This is a genomic window from Legionella dresdenensis (assembly GCF_042649825.1).
Classification (GTDB): Bacteria; Pseudomonadota; Gammaproteobacteria; order Legionellales; family Legionellaceae; genus Legionella_C; species Legionella_C dresdenensis.
The window spans coordinates 14,918-29,449 of sequence record NZ_JBHSAB010000020.1 but is presented as its reverse complement, the minus strand read 5'-3'; the positions used below and the strand labels follow the sequence as shown (position 1 = coordinate 29,449).

Sequence of the window (14,532 nt, the reverse complement as noted above, 5' to 3'; positions counted from 1 at the left end):
ACGGGAGAGGGAACAATAATTCTCTTCTCCGATAGCTGGAAATGAACAATAAGCTCCCTCTCCCGTATCGGGAGAGGGTTGGGGAGAGGGTAACATTAATTATCTATCACCATAAACCCTGATCAACACAGTTTGCCTCAAATAAATCCACTTTGAAAAATATTTATTCTTGTCTTATACTCAAATTAACCAAACCTTGGCAGGGAAGTGTGCTCATGAAAAGAACGGTTCTTACGTTAGCTCTGTCAGCACCGCTAGTTTTAATGTCTGGTTGCACGACAGTATCCACTACGACTTATTATCCTGGCTACAACAATGATTATGTGTACTCCGTCGGCTATTATGGCTATCGCCCTTATTATACTGGCTACGGCTGGGGAAATAATTACTGGTATGGTCATCGTGGTTTTTATGGTTACGGCGGATATTACAGCCGCGGATGGGATGGACGCAGGTGGTAACCACCTGCGTTTTATCAAATTAAGGATACGTGCAGACCGTACTCTCATCCTGATTAGTTAGTGCTATTATTTCTGCATTATAATATTGCGTAAATTTAATATTTTTATTGTTTAAATAGCTGCGTTGATCCAATGACTGTGCCATCTCCATCAAAAAAGCCGCAATGGTTTGATTTTTGCTTGCCGCCTGATTCTCTACATTGGCTAACAAGTCATCCAATGATTTTTTAAAATATGCCCGATCTTTAGGAACTGGCATTGGCCGTAGCGCCAATAAACTGTTCGCTCTTTCAACCAGATTAGATGCATGGCTATACTGTCTGCTTGCAATCAGCTTTTGCATGAGAGTACGCAAACTCTGATTGTCTGGAGCTAATTCCATAGCTTCAAAATATAATTTGAAAGTAGTTTTGGGCGAACATTTCCGGGTTCTAAAAAACTCTGCAAAACACTGTAATAATATCGACATAAAGATCGCAGGTTTCGGTTCAGTTCCTGAATGCTCTTCCACCAGCTTGTCAACCGCCTGCTCAAAAGCTCTCAGGCTGAGATTTGGAAGCGGTTTTTTTATGGACGCTGCTTGTGGCTGCGTTCCGAATAGTCCAACGCTATGACAAGGTTGTATTGTTGCCAGAAACTCTCCAGGAGAGAGTATCCTGGCCGCCTGTTGCGACCCTGGAGAGGTGCTGGGAGAAATCTCTTTTAATTCAGCAACGGGTATCGGACCGGCATGATCATCAACGGAGGGTGCGGCCAGAGCACTACGAAAAAAACGCTTTTTTAGCGGAAAATACTGCATTTCTTCCTGATCTAATCGGTGTTTTCCTGGAAAATTGCCAGTAGTTTTTTCTGGCAACGAGTCATTACTTGTATTAACGGGGGGCGGGGTATTAGGCATAGTTTAATCACTATTAAAAGAGTATGTTAATTGTACTTTTGGACTTTCGTCAGGTCAATAAGCCATTGATACTGTTTCACTAATTGCTTGTAGTGGAAGTAGGGTTGCTTCCATTTCTCTAACCTGCTGGTAAAAAAGGTTAGTAACTTGGGCAGCCAATTCTTCTGTCTGTTCTCCAAACACATGATTTTCCCGGCAAGAAAGCATAACATGATTGAAAATAGACTTAATCACGTCAGAGAGCTTGTTTGAGTAATCGTTGAAATACGTTGCCAATTCATTAAAAAAGTCGTCTAAGGCATGTTTGAAATTTTCAGCCTGATCAGAAGTTTGATTTTGAGAGAGGGGATCATCGTGTCGGTACCAGAGTAACATTTCGATAGTTCTTGGATGAGATTCTTGTATTTCACTTATGAGATGTTTTGCTTCATCGTTTGAGGGGTCAAACCTGAGTGCAGTTGCCAGTAAATCATAAGCAGATATAATGAATTTGTCTTGGGTGATTATAAATGTATCTCGCTCATAAAACCCTGTGATGCCCAGGAATTCAGCCAAATCCGTTTTTCTTTCAAGGCAGTAATTAGCTAAAAAATAAAAAATAGTACTGTAAATATTGCTATTCATTGTTTTCAGGCTATTAAATGCAGTAGTAAAAGCAGAACAATAGGAATCAATAGATAAATCAGAAGCGCTGCCGCCTGGAGCTTCTTTTTTAAATAATACAAGGGGGTAACGGATACTGGGGGCTGGCATCCGTGCGCTCTTCCTGCTGCTTTCCCTTTTTAAGCGTATGCGTTCGTTGTCGGCATGTTGGTCAGCGGTAAGTTGCTTCGAATTCCATTGTTGACAGAGCAGCTTAAATTCATTGATAAATTTCAAGCTTTCAGATTTTTTCCCAAGCTGAGCAATAAGGTGCGTACCTTCATAATAAGCTTCCCATGCATTTAATTGCACCCCAGCTTGTAATTGATAATAACATATTTCAAAAAACAGGGCTGGCTCAGAGGTTCCAAGTTTTAAGGCAACACATGCTTTAAAATACGCATCAAGACTTTCCTCTGGAATTCTGGGCAGGATGAATTTCAGAAGGGATACGAAATGAGAACGCCAACGAGTTTCGATAGTTGCCTCTCCCTTATCCTGGAATATAATCGCTGAGCTTAGCCATTTTGCAATTTCATTCAACATATCAGGTGTAGGGTCTTTTGGCAGACTCCTTAATAGTTTTTTAGCAAGCTTACTGCATGATGCTGCAAGCGCAAGATAAGTTTCCTGAAGCATTTCAGGAGTAGATACGGTCTTTTTGGAAAATTTAAATTTGCGCTGCACTACCTCAAGCCGCCTATGAGCTTTTGCCATGTTGTTATATAAATCCGAGGCCAGTTTGGGGTCTGCCTGTCGAATTAATTCAGCGTAAGTAAAAAGTATGCGGTTGTCGATATAAATATATTGATCATAATACTCATCAGATGTTGGACTTGCAGGATCGGAAGGGTCACTATATATTTGATTAGTTTTATTAATCGCATCTGCATAATGGCCCAAGGCATCATGATAACTTTCTCTGGAAAAGGCTTGATCGCCTTGTAAGATTTCTGACGCTGATAAAATAGGCATAATAAAATTCTAAGTGCGGTTATTGTCCACAAATTATACCATGTGTTTAATATGTGAAGCAACGACTGGTTTTTAAGGAATCAGGATGAAAGGTTGGATTTTTTATAAACGTGGGCAAAAAGAGTTAACGGATGCCGATCATGGCGTGAATCGTTTGGTTGCTGAAAGCAAAAAATTGGCTATCGATCTGAGCGTGATTAATCCCGCCAGCCTGGAATTGATTATCTCAGCCAAAGAGCCGCGGATTTTATTGAATGGAAAACAGATAAAAGCTCCCGATTTTATTATTCCCCGCACCGGAGCCGACACAACTTATCAGGCCTTGGCTTTACTGCGGCAATTTGAGTTATCCGGTGTTTATTGCGCTAATACGCCTGAATCGATTGAAAATGTAAAAGACAAACTGTTGACTGGCCAATTGATGATGAAAAATGGGTTGCCAATACCTAAAACCATGCTGTTAAATTTTCCAGTCTCAGCCGCGTTAGTCGAGCAGGAGCTCGGTTTCCCTATTGTAATGAAGGCGATTGCAGGTGCGAAAGGGAATGGTGTTTGTTTGTGTGAAAGTGTAAATAGTTTTATCGATTTGCTGGGTTTATTAGGGCCGCAGCCTAACCAGACCTATATTGCCCAGCAATTTATAGCCAGCAGTTATGGGCGTGATTTACGGGTTTTTGTACTTGGTGAGCGCGTTATTGGCTGTATGCAGCGCACAGCCCACCACAGCTTCAAAGCAAATTATTCATTGGGCGGTGATGTCAGCGCCTTTCCGTTAAACAGTGAAATTGAGCATTTAGCGTTAACATGCAGCAAAACAGTAGGTCTTGAAATCGCCGGAATTGATTTATTATTTGGCCCTGATGGCTTTATTGTCTGCGAAGCGAATTCGTCGCCAGGTTTTAAGGGAATGGAGTTGGCGACAGGGGATAATATTGCTGCTCAGATATTGTCTTATGTAGTAGCGCAGGTAGAAGCGGGTAAATGAATTGACGGTTATTACCGAGATCCGTTCGGCCTGAGTTAAGGATTCTGTCATTCCCGCGAAGGCGGGAATCCATTTCTCAAGTTGGCTCCTTACCTTGTTTGATGGATGGATCCCCGCCTTCGCGAGGATGACAAATTTCTTAACTTAATTGCAATGCCGTTCGGCCTGAGGAGGGGCGATAGCCCCGTCTCGAAGGAAGGCTTGTATAGTTAAACCCGGGTTCCGGTCCTTAGGACCTGCACCCAGGCTACATTATTTTTTATAATTTACTCTTTCGCCCGGGACACATATTCGCCTTTCCGGGTATCCACTTTAATCAATTCGCCAGTTTGAACAAATAACGGAACACGAACAACCGCGCCGGTTTCCAGACGGGCTGGCTTGCCGCCGCCGCCAGAGGTATCGCCGCGCACGCCAGGATCAGTTTCCACAATTTCCAGGATAACGAAATTTGGCGGCAGAACTTGAATTGGCTCATTATTCCACAGCGTAACCACGCAAACATCCTGCTCTTTCAGCCATTGCGCCGCATCAGCTAATGTTTCGGTGCTTATGGCGTATTGCTCAAAATTATCAGGAACCATGAAATGCCAGTGTTCGCCATCGTTATACAGATATTGCATTTCCATATCAGCAACGTCAGCAGAATTAGCTGTTTCGTTTGATTTGTAGGTACGTTCAACAACACGACCTGTTTTCAGGTTGCGAATTTTAATACGGGTAAACGCCTGTCCTTTACCAGGTTTGACGAAATCTGATTCAACGATGGTGCAAGGCGCATCATCAACCATTATCTTTAAACCAGGTTTTAAATCATTACTATTATAGACCGCCATTACTTCTCCAGTTGAGATTTTATTGTAATTTAGTTAGAGTTCCCGCAGTTTACCAATTATGTACAATTAATGCGAGATTCCGAAGTGAGTTGGCAAAAAATTCTGGCACAGGGCTTTGCCAATACACGACAATTATTACAGTTTCTGAATCTGCCCGAGCAATTAGGCAGCCAGGACGCAGAACAGCAATTTAAAACCCGGGTTCCGCGCGGCTTTGCCCGGCGTATGATGCCTGGCAATCCACACGACCCCTTATTGCTTCAGGTGCTTGCAACTGACAATGAATTAGTCGAAAGCGACGGTTATAATCAGGACCCGCTTGATGAACGCAGCAGTAATGCGATACCGGGTTTATTACATAAATACAATGGCCGGCTGCTGTTAACGGTAACAGGTGCTTGCGCTGTGAATTGCCGCTATTGTTTCCGCCGCCATTTCCCTTATCAGGAAAATAATCCTGGCCGGGAAGGCTGGCAACAGGCAATAGAATATATCAGCCAGCATAGCGATATTCATGAAGTTATTTTTAGCGGCGGTGATCCGCTGTTAGCTTCGGATGCAATTCTTGAGCGATTAATTTCCCGGCTGGCCGCTATTCCTCATCTGAAAACATTACGGATTCATACCCGAATCCCAGTGGTACTGCCAGAGCGTATCAATGCGGAGTTAATTGCGCTGCTGTCAAATATTCCTTTGCAGAAAGTGATAGTTTTGCATTGCAACCATGCCCAGGAAATTGATCACTCAGTAAAACAGACGTGCGACAGATTACGCGCTGCCGGTTGTACCCTGTTAAATCAATCGGTATTACTAAAGAATATCAATGATTGTCCAGATACGCTGGCTGACTTAAGCAGGGCGCTTTTTGACTGTGGTGTTTTACCTTATTACCTGCATGTACTGGACAAAGTGACAGGCGCTGCCCATTTTGATTTACCAACCGAAACCGCGCAGTCAATCCACAATGAATTACAACAACGCCTGCCCGGCTACCTCGTTCCCCGCCTGGCTAGGGAAGAAGCCGGCAAAAAAAGCAAAACCCTGTTATAAAATAATGTAGGTTGGACTGTAAAGCCCAACACTTCTTACTCCACATTCCTCGAATAAAGCTCAATCAACCGCTCCTGCGCGCTATGATTACCATTGGCAGAATGTTTATAACTGCCATCAGGCTGCATTTCCCAGGAGTTGCTATTATCACGCAAATAATTTTTAAAGATCTCGTTCTTAATCCGCCAACGGCAATCATCATCGAGAATTGGAAACAATATTTCAATCCGGTTATAAAGATTGCGTTCCATTAAATCTGCACTGGCACAATAATAATATTCTTTCCCATCAGCCTGAAAATAATAAACCCGATGATGCTCAAGAAAACGGCCCAGAACCGAGATCACGCGGATATTATCAGAAACTCCAGGAATTCCGGGCCTCAAACAGCAGAGGCTACGGACAATCAGATTTATTTTAACTCCTGCCTGAGAAGCCTGATACAGCGCCTTAATCATTAACTTGTCAGTGAGACCGTTCACTTTAATATTGATCTCGGCTTCCTTCCCTTGTCGTGCGCAGTTAATACATTCTTCAATGTGGTTTAGCAGGTGTTTTTGCAACGTAAATGGCGAATGGCAAAGCTCTTTTAACTTGACTGTTTTACCAAGCCCGGTAAGCTGCTGGAAGATAATCTGAACGTCATTGGTAATATTGGGTTCACAGGTTAACAGGCCAAAATCGGTATAACGCTTTGCAGTCTGTTCGTGATAATTACCAGTGCCAAGATGAACATAACGCTTGAGTTTGCCATGTGAACGGCGGACAACCATCGTCATTTTGGCATGGGTTTTATAACCCATGACGCCGTAAAGTACTAATACGCCGCCTTCATGAAGCCGATTAGCCAGTTTCAGATTGGATTCCTCATCAAAGCGGGCGCGTAGCTCAACAACCGCTGTCACTTCTTTTCCTGAACGGGCGGCTTCAACCAGGGCTTTAACCATGACGGACTCAGAGTGAGTACGATACAAGGTCTGCTTGATTGCCAGTACATTGGGATCACTGGCGGCCTGACGAACAAAATCAATGACTACTTCATAACTCTGATAGGGGTGATGCAATAAAATATCCCGCTCATCCAGAACGGCAAAGACATTGCGGCGCATATGCACAGCTTCGGGGTATTGCACATTGAGAGGCGGATAATCCAAATCAGGCCTGTCAATTCGGTTAAAAGCATTATAATATCGGCGCAGATTCACCGGCCCGTCGCAATAATAAGCATCTTCATGGTGTAAGTGATGTTTTTGCAATAGGAAATCAACAATGGGTTCAGGGCAACTTTTGTCAATTTCAAGCCTTACTACATGACCATAATGACGGGAAAACAATTCGCGCTGTACCGCAACTGCCAAATCATCAATTTCCTCTTCCCGTAGAAACAGATCACTGTTTCGCGTCAGTCGGAAAGGGTAGCAACCGGTGATTTCCATGCCTGGAAACAGGCTATGAACATGGGCCTGGATAATAGAAGATAAGTAGACGGAATAACTGCCGCCATCCTCGCATAATTCAGAAGGCAGTGGAATAAGGCGCGGAATCGACCGTGGCGCATGCACTACGGCGTAATCAATGTTACGGTCAAAAGCATCCTTACCACGCAGCGAAATAATAAAATTGAGGCTTTTATTAAACAGGCGCGGGAAGGGGTGGGCCAGATCGAGTGCGATAGGGCTTATAATCGGTACAATTTCATTTTTAAAATAATGTTTCACCCATAAGCGGATATCATCCGTCCAGCGTTCGGGTTCCAGTAAATGAATGTTTTCAGCCCGCAAGGCTGGAAGCAGCTTGTCGTTAAAAATCTGATAAATATCATCAGTAAGCTGATGAACTTTCTTACTGAGCTGGCTGAAAATTTCTTCCGCCCGTAAGCCATCGATATTGGCTTTGTAAGAAGCCAGAGCTATTTTTTCCTTTAAACCGGCCACCCGGATCTCGAAGAACTCATCAAGGTTGCCGCTGCAGATACACAAAAAACGCATCCTCTCCAGCAGAGGGATACGCTCATCGGTAGCCAGTTGCAAAACCCGTTCATTAAAAGCCAGGGAGGTAAATTCCCGGTTTATATAGTATTCCGGATTGTCCAGATCATCTGTTAAGGCAGTATCCATACCGTCTCCGTCATCTCACCATAAAAAAACAAATACCTATAAAGCCGATAAAGCCCCAAAATGGCGACAAATCGATATAAACCAGTGCCATAAAAAAGACAATGGTCGCCAGAACAACCGGGATAGACCAATATGAGCTTACGATCCCCTGACCTACTGAATAGCAGGCAGCTGCTAATAATGCCAGAGCGCCATATTGAACTGCAACCATAATTTTATGGGCAAAAGGCGTATTATAGGCCGTTAACAGACGATAACCGGCGATTGCCAGCATTAATCCCGGCAAATTTAAACACAGTACCGCCATGAGTAGCCCGATAATACCTGCTGCTTTATAACCGATAAGGGCCGCAAGCTTGACTGCGGTTAACCCGGGAAACAGAAACGTTGAGCCGACCATCTGAATAAATTCTTCCTGTCCGACCCAATGACGGTAATTAACCGCTTCATATTCGATCAGTTTCAGCATCGAGTTACCGCCGCCGAGCGAAATGGTTCCAATTTTACCGAAACTGTAAATCACCTGAAGTAAATTATTAATCATGATTGATAGTCTGCTTTAAAAAAGGAACATAACCACAAGGTGATTTATCTTTAATGAGATTGCTTGCAACCTGTTCAACCAGTTTTTGACTTCGCCCTTCAATGCACACGCTGAAAAAAGTTTTGCCGGCGGTGTGAAAGCGAGCTAATTCAAGCTTGATTGATGGTGCTGTGGCAAACTTGTAGATAAACGCTTCTTTATCTACATGAATTTTAGTGCTCTGACTTCTTATCTGCTCGGAAAACTCCAGCGCAGTCAAATGTCCTGTGCCGGGTAATATATCGTTTTCAGTGCAATCAGCCAGACTGATTTTTCTGGCAAAGCCCTGGCAGCCGTTATGTTCGCTGACCAAGGGTTTATACAATAATTCCTGTCGCCTGAATTTAATATTATATTCCTTATCTGGCATCAGATAATAAACATCCTGCCGTTGTTTAATCTGATAATTTGCCAGTTCGAGAAAACTTTTATCCAGGTTGTGAATGGTGATGATTGCCTGCTCCGGCCAGAAATAGCGTATCTCCCAACGGATATTGTCATCGGCATCATCAGTCTGTTTCGGCAGTTTCAAAGCACGCTTGCCGTCTATTTCGAAATTCCATATCAAACGTTTATTCATCTATTTGGGTCCTTACCCTCTAAAACCAAAGGAGCGGGCTGGTCTGTGAAGCCCAGCATTCTCATGGCGACATTACTAAAAATAGCATTTTCAAGTTTATTGAGTATATACTACTGATTTAATAATCAATTTAACAGGCTAAAGGCAAAGGAAGGGCTGCAATGGCAATAATTCTGTTTCTTATTTATCTCATTTTCACACTGGTCGTGCTTGCTCGCGGGATTAAATCGCCGGTTTGGGAGATTGGCAGTGGCGTGTACCTTATCATCGCGACTTTCGTTATTGGTATGCCTGTCATAGCTGGAATTCTGGTTTGGCTTGCAATTATCGCTGCGGCGGTTTTGGTACATGCGCAACCTGTCCGTGAAAGAATTACTGATGTGATCTATAAACACGCTGATAAAGCAGTTCCCAAATTGTCAAAAACCGAGGAAGAGGCGCTGAATGCTGGCGATACCTGGATTGAACAGGATATTTTTACGGGTAATCCTGATTGGAACAAGCTGGCGGCCATATCAACCGAACTAACGCCTGAGGAACAATCATTTCTGGATAACGAAGTTCAGGCCCTGTGCGATATGCTCGATGAATGGGATATCAGCCTTGAGCGCGATTTACCGCAGAAAGTCTGGAAATACCTCAAAGAAAATGGTTTTTTCGGACTGGTTATTTCCAAAGAGTTTGGCGGCAAAGGGTTTTCCGCCCGTGCGCACTCTGATGTCGTGATGAAAATTGCCACTCGCTCAGGGGTTGCGGCGGTTACCGTTATGGTTCCCAATTCATTAGGCCCAGGCGAATTGCTGCATTATTATGGTACTGATGAGCAAAAAGCGAAGTACCTGCCTAATTTGGCTAAAGGCATTGATATACCCTGTTTCGCACTGACAGAACCGGGTGCCGGTAGTGATGCGACGTCAATCCAGTCGCAGGCAATTGTGACTAAAAAAACAGTGGATGGTAAAGAAGTCGTCGGGCTGACTATCAATAACCTGAACAAACGCTGGATTACGCTTGCGCCAGTTGCTACCTTAATCGGATTGGCGGTTAATTTACGAGATCCGGACGGGTTGCTGAATGGCACTGGCCAGGAAGGAATTACCTGCGTATTAATTCCTCGAACCACTGAAAATCTGGAAATCGGTAACCGCCATCTGCCGGCGGATCAACCCTTTATGAACGGAACAATCCGCGGCGAAAACATTTTTGTTCCTCTGGATTCGATTATCGGCGGTCAGAAAAATGCTGGCCGCGGCTGGCAAATGCTGGTCGAGTGCTTATCAATCGGCCGCTCAATTTCCTTACCGGCTTTAGGTGCCGCTTCATCATCGATTGCTTATTTAACTTCCAGTGCATTTGCACGAGTACGGAAACAATTTAGCGTTGAAATTGGCCAGTTTGAAGGGATAGAAGAGAAGCTTGCCGAAATTGGTGGTTATAATTATCTGGTTAATGCCACCCGTTTATTGACAGTGGCCGCGGTTAATCAACATAAAAAACCGTCTGTTGCGTCAGCAATCACCAAATATTTTAATACCGAACTTGCCCGCAAAGCGGTAAATAATGCCATGGATATTCATGCAGGCCGTGCCGTAGTTGTCGGTCCGCGTAATTATTTAACCGGTCATTATATGGGGGTGCCGATTTCCATTACGGTAGAAGGGGCTAATATTATGTCGCGTAACCTGCTGATTTTCGGTCAGGGGTCGATGGCATGTCATCCTTTTATCCGCGAAGAGTTTTACGCCGTTTCGAGACAGGATAAAAAAGCATTTGGCGACGTGCTCTGGAAACACATTTACTATTTCATGCAAAATTTTGCTAAAACAATTTGCTCTGGTTGGACTGGCGGTGTGTTTATCAGTGCACCGGATAACGATTTAAAGCGCGATTATCAACGGCTTGCCCGCTTAAGTCATGCTTATGCGTGGTTAGCAGATTTAGCCCTGGTTTATCTTGGCGGCGATTTGAAACGTAAAGAACGCCTGTCGGCACGGCTGGCTGATGGTATGTCTTATCTGTATATGGCAATGGCAGCCTTACGCCTTTATCAGCAAAACGACTGTCATGCCGATCAGAAGGCTCATGCCAAATGGGCTGTCGCATACTGTTTTTACCATGCCCAGCAATCCCTAATCCGTTTCTGCAATAACTTCCCCTCACGGATTATTGGCCTATTGGCTCGCTTAATCGCTTTCCCCCTCGGACAAACTATGTGTTATCCCTGTGACCGCATGGATAACAAACTGGCAAAATTAATGACGAGTAATAATCAATACCGCGCTGGTCTGAAAAAATGGATTTATTTAAGCAATAACCCCGCGCAGTCAGTGGATAAAATGGAATATGCTCTGCAGGAAATGATCAAAAATGATGAATTAATTAGTAAGGTCGCGGATCTGAAGCGTTATTCATTTGGTGCCTTCAAGAAAAAGCTTGCCGAGCGGGTTGAAAAAGGCGATTTGACCCAGACCGAGATGGATAGTCTGGTTGCAATGGAGCGTGCGCGCTGGGATGCGATTCAGGTCGATGAGTTCAGCTTTGATTCCATGAAAAATAAAAAGTTCGAATCAGTCGCGGATAATTATAAAAATCCTATGGATTAAAAGGGTCAAGGATACTGTCATTCCCGCGAAGGCGGGAATCCATTTTTCAAGTTGGCTCCTTACCTTGTTTGATGGATGGATCCCCGCCTGCGCGGGGATGACATATTTTCTTAACTTAATGATAGTGGGTGGGCTGCGCAAGGCTACAAACTGCACCACAAATCGGCTGATAACCCAATATTTTTTTGCTATACTGTTCATGTATATTTGTACACAAACCAATTGCGAGTGAAACATTATGCCGGACTTAGCCCAGTCTATATTTTTACCTCCCAAACCAGCTGTTGTGAAGTGTTTCGAGCTCACACAATCCGATTCGGATAATCAGGCTAACGAGTATTTTATACAGCAATTAGAACAAAGAATTGATAGCAATCCCCGTGCTCAAGGCGCAAGAGAATTTTTAATTCCGCTTAAAGAAATTGTTGATAATATGGGATTACAGAAGGATCGCTCAAATCCTTGGGAAGGCGAAATGCCAAACAGGTCAGGTTTTGAAAATCTACAACGGAATGTCTCCCAGGATTCTGCCAAGGCGATTATCGATGAACTTGCGGGTAAGTCAGTCAAAATCGATTATGCTATTGAAACCAATTTTGCCCAACTCGTCAGAGGTTTTTCAAGTGAAGGCGCGCCGCTCGACCCGGCTTTGCAAAAGAAACTGGATTATTTATTAAATGCCTGGTTGGCTGAAAAACAGGTTGTGAATGATGAAAGCGTACTTTATCAGGCCGATTCCAAGGGCCAAACAGTAACTGATAAAGCCGGCAAGCCCTCCAGAGCTGATGCTGAGCGAATCAGGCAGCTTATTGAGGATAAGCAGGAAGGTTTGGCCAAGTTCTATGCGGATAGGGGAGTTAAAGTTCAAATGCAACAGCGTCCGTTCCCACCTGAATATATCAAGGCCGATGTCACGGAAGGAAAACCGGTTGCACAACAACCAGCCGCCCGCCAGGAAGCAGGGCAAACACCTGCTGAGCCAGAAGCGCCAACAGCCAGTTCCGGTGGAATGGGGCGCTAACGGATTACCGTTGCTGCTGGGCCAGTGTCAATCGTTGCACTGAACCGATATCTATCCAGTAATCGCTCATCAGGCTGCCTGTCAGCCTGCCTGAGTCAGCCAATTGCCTTAACAACGTTATGACTGAATACCGTCCGCGCTCGCAATTAGCAAACGCCTCAGGGTGATAACAGGTAATGCCGGAAAAAATATATTGCCGGGGCGTATTCACCACTTTCCCTTGTTCCAGACCAAAATCGCCTGATTGTTTAGCTTGTGGCGGCACCGCAAGGACAAGATGAGCCAATGAATCAGCTGGTAATTGCAACTGCTCAAAATTGAAATCAGTAACAATGTCGGCATTAACCGTAATAAACGGTTCCTTGCCTAATAACGGTAAAGCATGAAATATCCCGCCGCCGGTTTCCAGCCCGCCGGGCGGCTCGGGGGAATAAATAATTTCCGCACCCAATTGACGGCCATCACGGAGATGGCGGCGAATCTGATCGCCAAGATAAGCATGGTTAATAATAATGCGGGTAATGCCTGCCTTTACCAGATTAGTCACATGCGTTTCGATTAAAGGAATGCCTTTTATTCTGCACATTGCCTTGGGCGTAGAGTAAGTGATGGGCTTTAGCCGTTCGCCTCTGCCGGCAGCCAGAATCATTGCCGTTGTCATGGAAGTTGTATCCTTGCCTGCATAAATTGATAAAAATCGGAGAGTTCCGGATAACAAGCCAGACACTCAAGCGTATAGGTAAGAGTCAGGGGCAGATCTTTTAAATACCCGGCTTTATTATCACGCAGGTACAATCTGGAAAAAACACCCAACACCTTGATATGGCGCTGTAAGCCGCAGAGATCAAAAGCCTTGATAAAATCCGGGAACGTTACGGTTTTATATTGCAGGTCCATATGCTGATAAAACCATTCCAGCCAATTAATAACCTGTTCGCGCGGCCATTGGATATAACAGTCTTTCAATAACGAAACCAAATCATAAGTTACCGGACCGCGCATGGCATCCTGGAAATCAATAATGCCAAGCTGACCGTCTTCCTGAACCATAATATTACGCGAATGATAATCACGATGGATAAATACGATTGGTTGCTGGCTGATTTCACGGCTTAACCAGTCAAATGTCTGACGGATTAATTGATCTTCCTGCGGGGTTAACGCCAATTTGAGGTAACGGTTAATAAACCACTCATTAAATAAGGCCATTTCTTTCAGCATGAATGCTTGATCAAACGCAGGTAATGAACTGCCCGGTGTACCTTGCATGCTGATCAATACCGCCATTGCTTGTTTGTAAAGCGCATCAGCGCTATGGTCGGTTAATCTGGCAAGCAGCAGGCAATCACCAAAATCAGCAAGAACTGCAAAGCCTTGCGCTTCATCCAGAGCATGAATTTGCGGTGTGTTAATCTCATGGTTACGAAGCAACTGGGCAATTGCAATAAATGGTTTAATATCTTCTTTGTCAGGCGGTGAATCCATCACGATATACTGTTTTCCCTGACAGGCAAGGCGATAATAGCGGCGGAAGCTGGCATCGCCAGACAATGGGGTCAATAAAAAAGAATCAGTCTGCAACGCGCTTGTTAACCATAGCTGCAACTGATTGAATCGGTTATCCATTATTACTCAGAAACAAATACTGTGCCGAAAGAGTAACCAAAGCCAAAGCAATCTGCAATCCCCGTCCTGGTAAATTCTTTTTGCAAAATATCGCAAAACCGGGACCATTAAGTATATACTCATCTCCCAGTTTTTATTTGTGGTCGTGTTAAGGT

At 44.2% G+C, this 14,532-nt stretch carries 13 protein-coding genes; 5 read left to right on the top strand and 8 right to left on the bottom strand.

Annotated features, from left to right (window positions below; all coding sequences use genetic code 11):
* Positions 1–263 precede the first annotated feature (263 nt).
* The gene (locus ACFORL_RS08485) at positions 264–461 is read left to right on the top strand and encodes a hypothetical protein (protein WP_382343023.1); all 198 of its coding nucleotides are present in this window, start codon (positions 264–266) and stop codon (positions 459–461) included.
* Positions 462–480: 19 nt separating this feature from the next.
* Here the strand turns inward: ACFORL_RS08485 and ACFORL_RS08480 are convergent, their stop codons facing one another.
* Together ACFORL_RS08480 and ACFORL_RS08475 are read right to left on the bottom strand one after the other, a co-directional pair.
* The gene (locus ACFORL_RS08480; protein ID WP_382343021.1) at positions 481–1,359 is read right to left on the bottom strand and encodes a hypothetical protein; all 879 of its coding nucleotides are present in this window, start codon (positions 1,357–1,359) and stop codon (positions 481–483) included.
* Positions 1,360–1,413: 54 nt separating this feature from the next.
* The gene (locus tag ACFORL_RS08475; protein ID WP_382343019.1) at positions 1,414–2,976 is read right to left on the bottom strand and encodes a hypothetical protein; all 1,563 of its coding nucleotides are present in this window, start codon (positions 2,974–2,976) and stop codon (positions 1,414–1,416) included.
* Positions 2,977–3,061: 85 nt separating this feature from the next.
* Between ACFORL_RS08475 and ACFORL_RS08470 the strand changes: the two genes are divergently transcribed.
* The gene (locus tag ACFORL_RS08470) at positions 3,062–3,961 is read left to right on the top strand and encodes an ATP-grasp domain-containing protein (protein WP_382343017.1); all 900 of its coding nucleotides are present in this window, start codon (positions 3,062–3,064) and stop codon (positions 3,959–3,961) included.
* Between the two features lie 266 nt (positions 3,962–4,227).
* Here the strand turns inward: ACFORL_RS08470 and efp are convergent, their stop codons facing one another.
* Positions 4,228–4,797, bottom strand: a complete 570-nt coding sequence (efp, locus tag ACFORL_RS08465) for an elongation factor P (RefSeq protein WP_382343015.1) — start codon at positions 4,795–4,797, stop codon at positions 4,228–4,230.
* A 69-nt stretch (positions 4,798–4,866) separates the two neighbouring features.
* On the opposite strand from efp, the gene epmB reads away from it, so the two are divergent.
* Positions 4,867–5,847, top strand: a complete 981-nt coding sequence (epmB, locus tag ACFORL_RS08460; protein ID WP_382343013.1) for an EF-P beta-lysylation protein EpmB — start codon at positions 4,867–4,869, stop codon at positions 5,845–5,847.
* 35 nt (positions 5,848–5,882) lie between these two features.
* On the opposite strand, the gene ppk1 is transcribed toward epmB, so the two are convergent.
* The 3 genes from ppk1 to ACFORL_RS08445 are packed head-to-tail and all read right to left on the bottom strand — an operon-like array spanning position 5,883 to position 9,127.
* The gene (gene ppk1, locus ACFORL_RS08455) at positions 5,883–7,964 is read right to left on the bottom strand and encodes a polyphosphate kinase 1 (RefSeq protein WP_382343011.1); all 2,082 of its coding nucleotides are present in this window, start codon (positions 7,962–7,964) and stop codon (positions 5,883–5,885) included.
* 10 nt (positions 7,965–7,974) lie between these two features.
* A complete protein-coding gene (locus tag ACFORL_RS08450) occupies positions 7,975–8,508 on the bottom strand; it encodes a chromate transporter (protein WP_382343009.1) in 534 nt (177 codons plus the stop codon).
* Complete coding sequence (locus ACFORL_RS08445) at positions 8,501–9,127, bottom strand: hypothetical protein (protein ID WP_382343007.1); 627 nt, start codon at positions 9,125–9,127, stop codon at positions 8,501–8,503. The genes ACFORL_RS08450 and ACFORL_RS08445 overlap by 8 nt, the downstream gene beginning before the upstream one ends.
* 161 nt (positions 9,128–9,288) lie before the next feature.
* On the opposite strand from ACFORL_RS08445, the gene ACFORL_RS08440 reads away from it, so the two are divergent.
* Positions 9,289–11,730 (top strand): acyl-CoA dehydrogenase, encoded by a 2,442-nt coding sequence (locus tag ACFORL_RS08440; RefSeq protein ID WP_382343005.1) that lies wholly within the window; start codon positions 9,289–9,291, stop codon positions 11,728–11,730.
* Between the two features lie 238 nt (positions 11,731–11,968).
* Entirely contained in the window at positions 11,969–12,751 is a 783-nt protein-coding gene (locus tag ACFORL_RS08435) for a hypothetical protein (RefSeq protein ID WP_382343003.1), read from the top strand.
* A 4-nt stretch (positions 12,752–12,755) separates the two neighbouring features.
* Here the strand turns inward: ACFORL_RS08435 and ACFORL_RS08430 are convergent, their stop codons facing one another.
* Together ACFORL_RS08430 and ACFORL_RS08425 are read right to left on the bottom strand one after the other, a co-directional pair.
* Positions 12,756–13,412 (bottom strand): nucleotidyltransferase family protein, encoded by a 657-nt coding sequence (locus ACFORL_RS08430; protein ID WP_382343001.1) that lies wholly within the window; start codon positions 13,410–13,412, stop codon positions 12,756–12,758.
* Positions 13,409–14,377: an aminoglycoside phosphotransferase family protein gene (locus ACFORL_RS08425; protein ID WP_382342999.1), complete on the bottom strand. Its 969-nt coding sequence runs from the start codon at positions 14,375–14,377 to the stop codon at positions 13,409–13,411. The genes ACFORL_RS08430 and ACFORL_RS08425 overlap by 4 nt, the downstream gene beginning before the upstream one ends.
* Positions 14,378–14,532: the final 155 nt, after the last annotated feature.

What these genes read in the sequence shown, in the direction of transcription:
- ACFORL_RS08485 (WP_382343023.1), top strand. Translation starts at nt 264, where the DNA reads ATGTCTGGTTGCACGACAGTATCCACTACGACTTATTATCCTGGCTAC.
- ACFORL_RS08480 (WP_382343021.1), bottom strand. Translation starts at nt 1,359, where the DNA reads ATGCCTAATACCCCGCCCCCCGTTAATACAAGTAATGACTCGTTGCCA.
- ACFORL_RS08475 (WP_382343019.1), bottom strand. Translation starts at nt 2,976, where the DNA reads ATGCCTATTTTATCAGCGTCAGAAATCTTACAAGGCGATCAAGCCTTT.
- ACFORL_RS08470 (WP_382343017.1), top strand. Translation starts at nt 3,062, where the DNA reads ATGAAAGGTTGGATTTTTTATAAACGTGGGCAAAAAGAGTTAACGGAT.
- efp (WP_382343015.1), bottom strand. Translation starts at nt 4,797, where the DNA reads ATGGCGGTCTATAATAGTAATGATTTAAAACCTGGTTTAAAGATAATG.
- epmB (WP_382343013.1), top strand. Translation starts at nt 4,867, where the DNA reads ATGCGAGATTCCGAAGTGAGTTGGCAAAAAATTCTGGCACAGGGCTTT.
- ppk1 (WP_382343011.1), bottom strand. Translation starts at nt 7,964, where the DNA reads ATGGATACTGCCTTAACAGATGATCTGGACAATCCGGAATACTATATA.
- ACFORL_RS08450 (WP_382343009.1), bottom strand. Translation starts at nt 8,508, where the DNA reads ATGATTAATAATTTACTTCAGGTGATTTACAGTTTCGGTAAAATTGGA.
- ACFORL_RS08445 (WP_382343007.1), bottom strand. Translation starts at nt 9,127, where the DNA reads ATGAATAAACGTTTGATATGGAATTTCGAAATAGACGGCAAGCGTGCT.
- ACFORL_RS08440 (WP_382343005.1), top strand. Translation starts at nt 9,289, where the DNA reads ATGGCAATAATTCTGTTTCTTATTTATCTCATTTTCACACTGGTCGTG.
- ACFORL_RS08435 (WP_382343003.1), top strand. Translation starts at nt 11,969, where the DNA reads ATGCCGGACTTAGCCCAGTCTATATTTTTACCTCCCAAACCAGCTGTT.
- ACFORL_RS08430 (WP_382343001.1), bottom strand. Translation starts at nt 13,412, where the DNA reads ATGACAACGGCAATGATTCTGGCTGCCGGCAGAGGCGAACGGCTAAAG.
- ACFORL_RS08425 (WP_382342999.1), bottom strand. Translation starts at nt 14,377, where the DNA reads ATGGATAACCGATTCAATCAGTTGCAGCTATGGTTAACAAGCGCGTTG.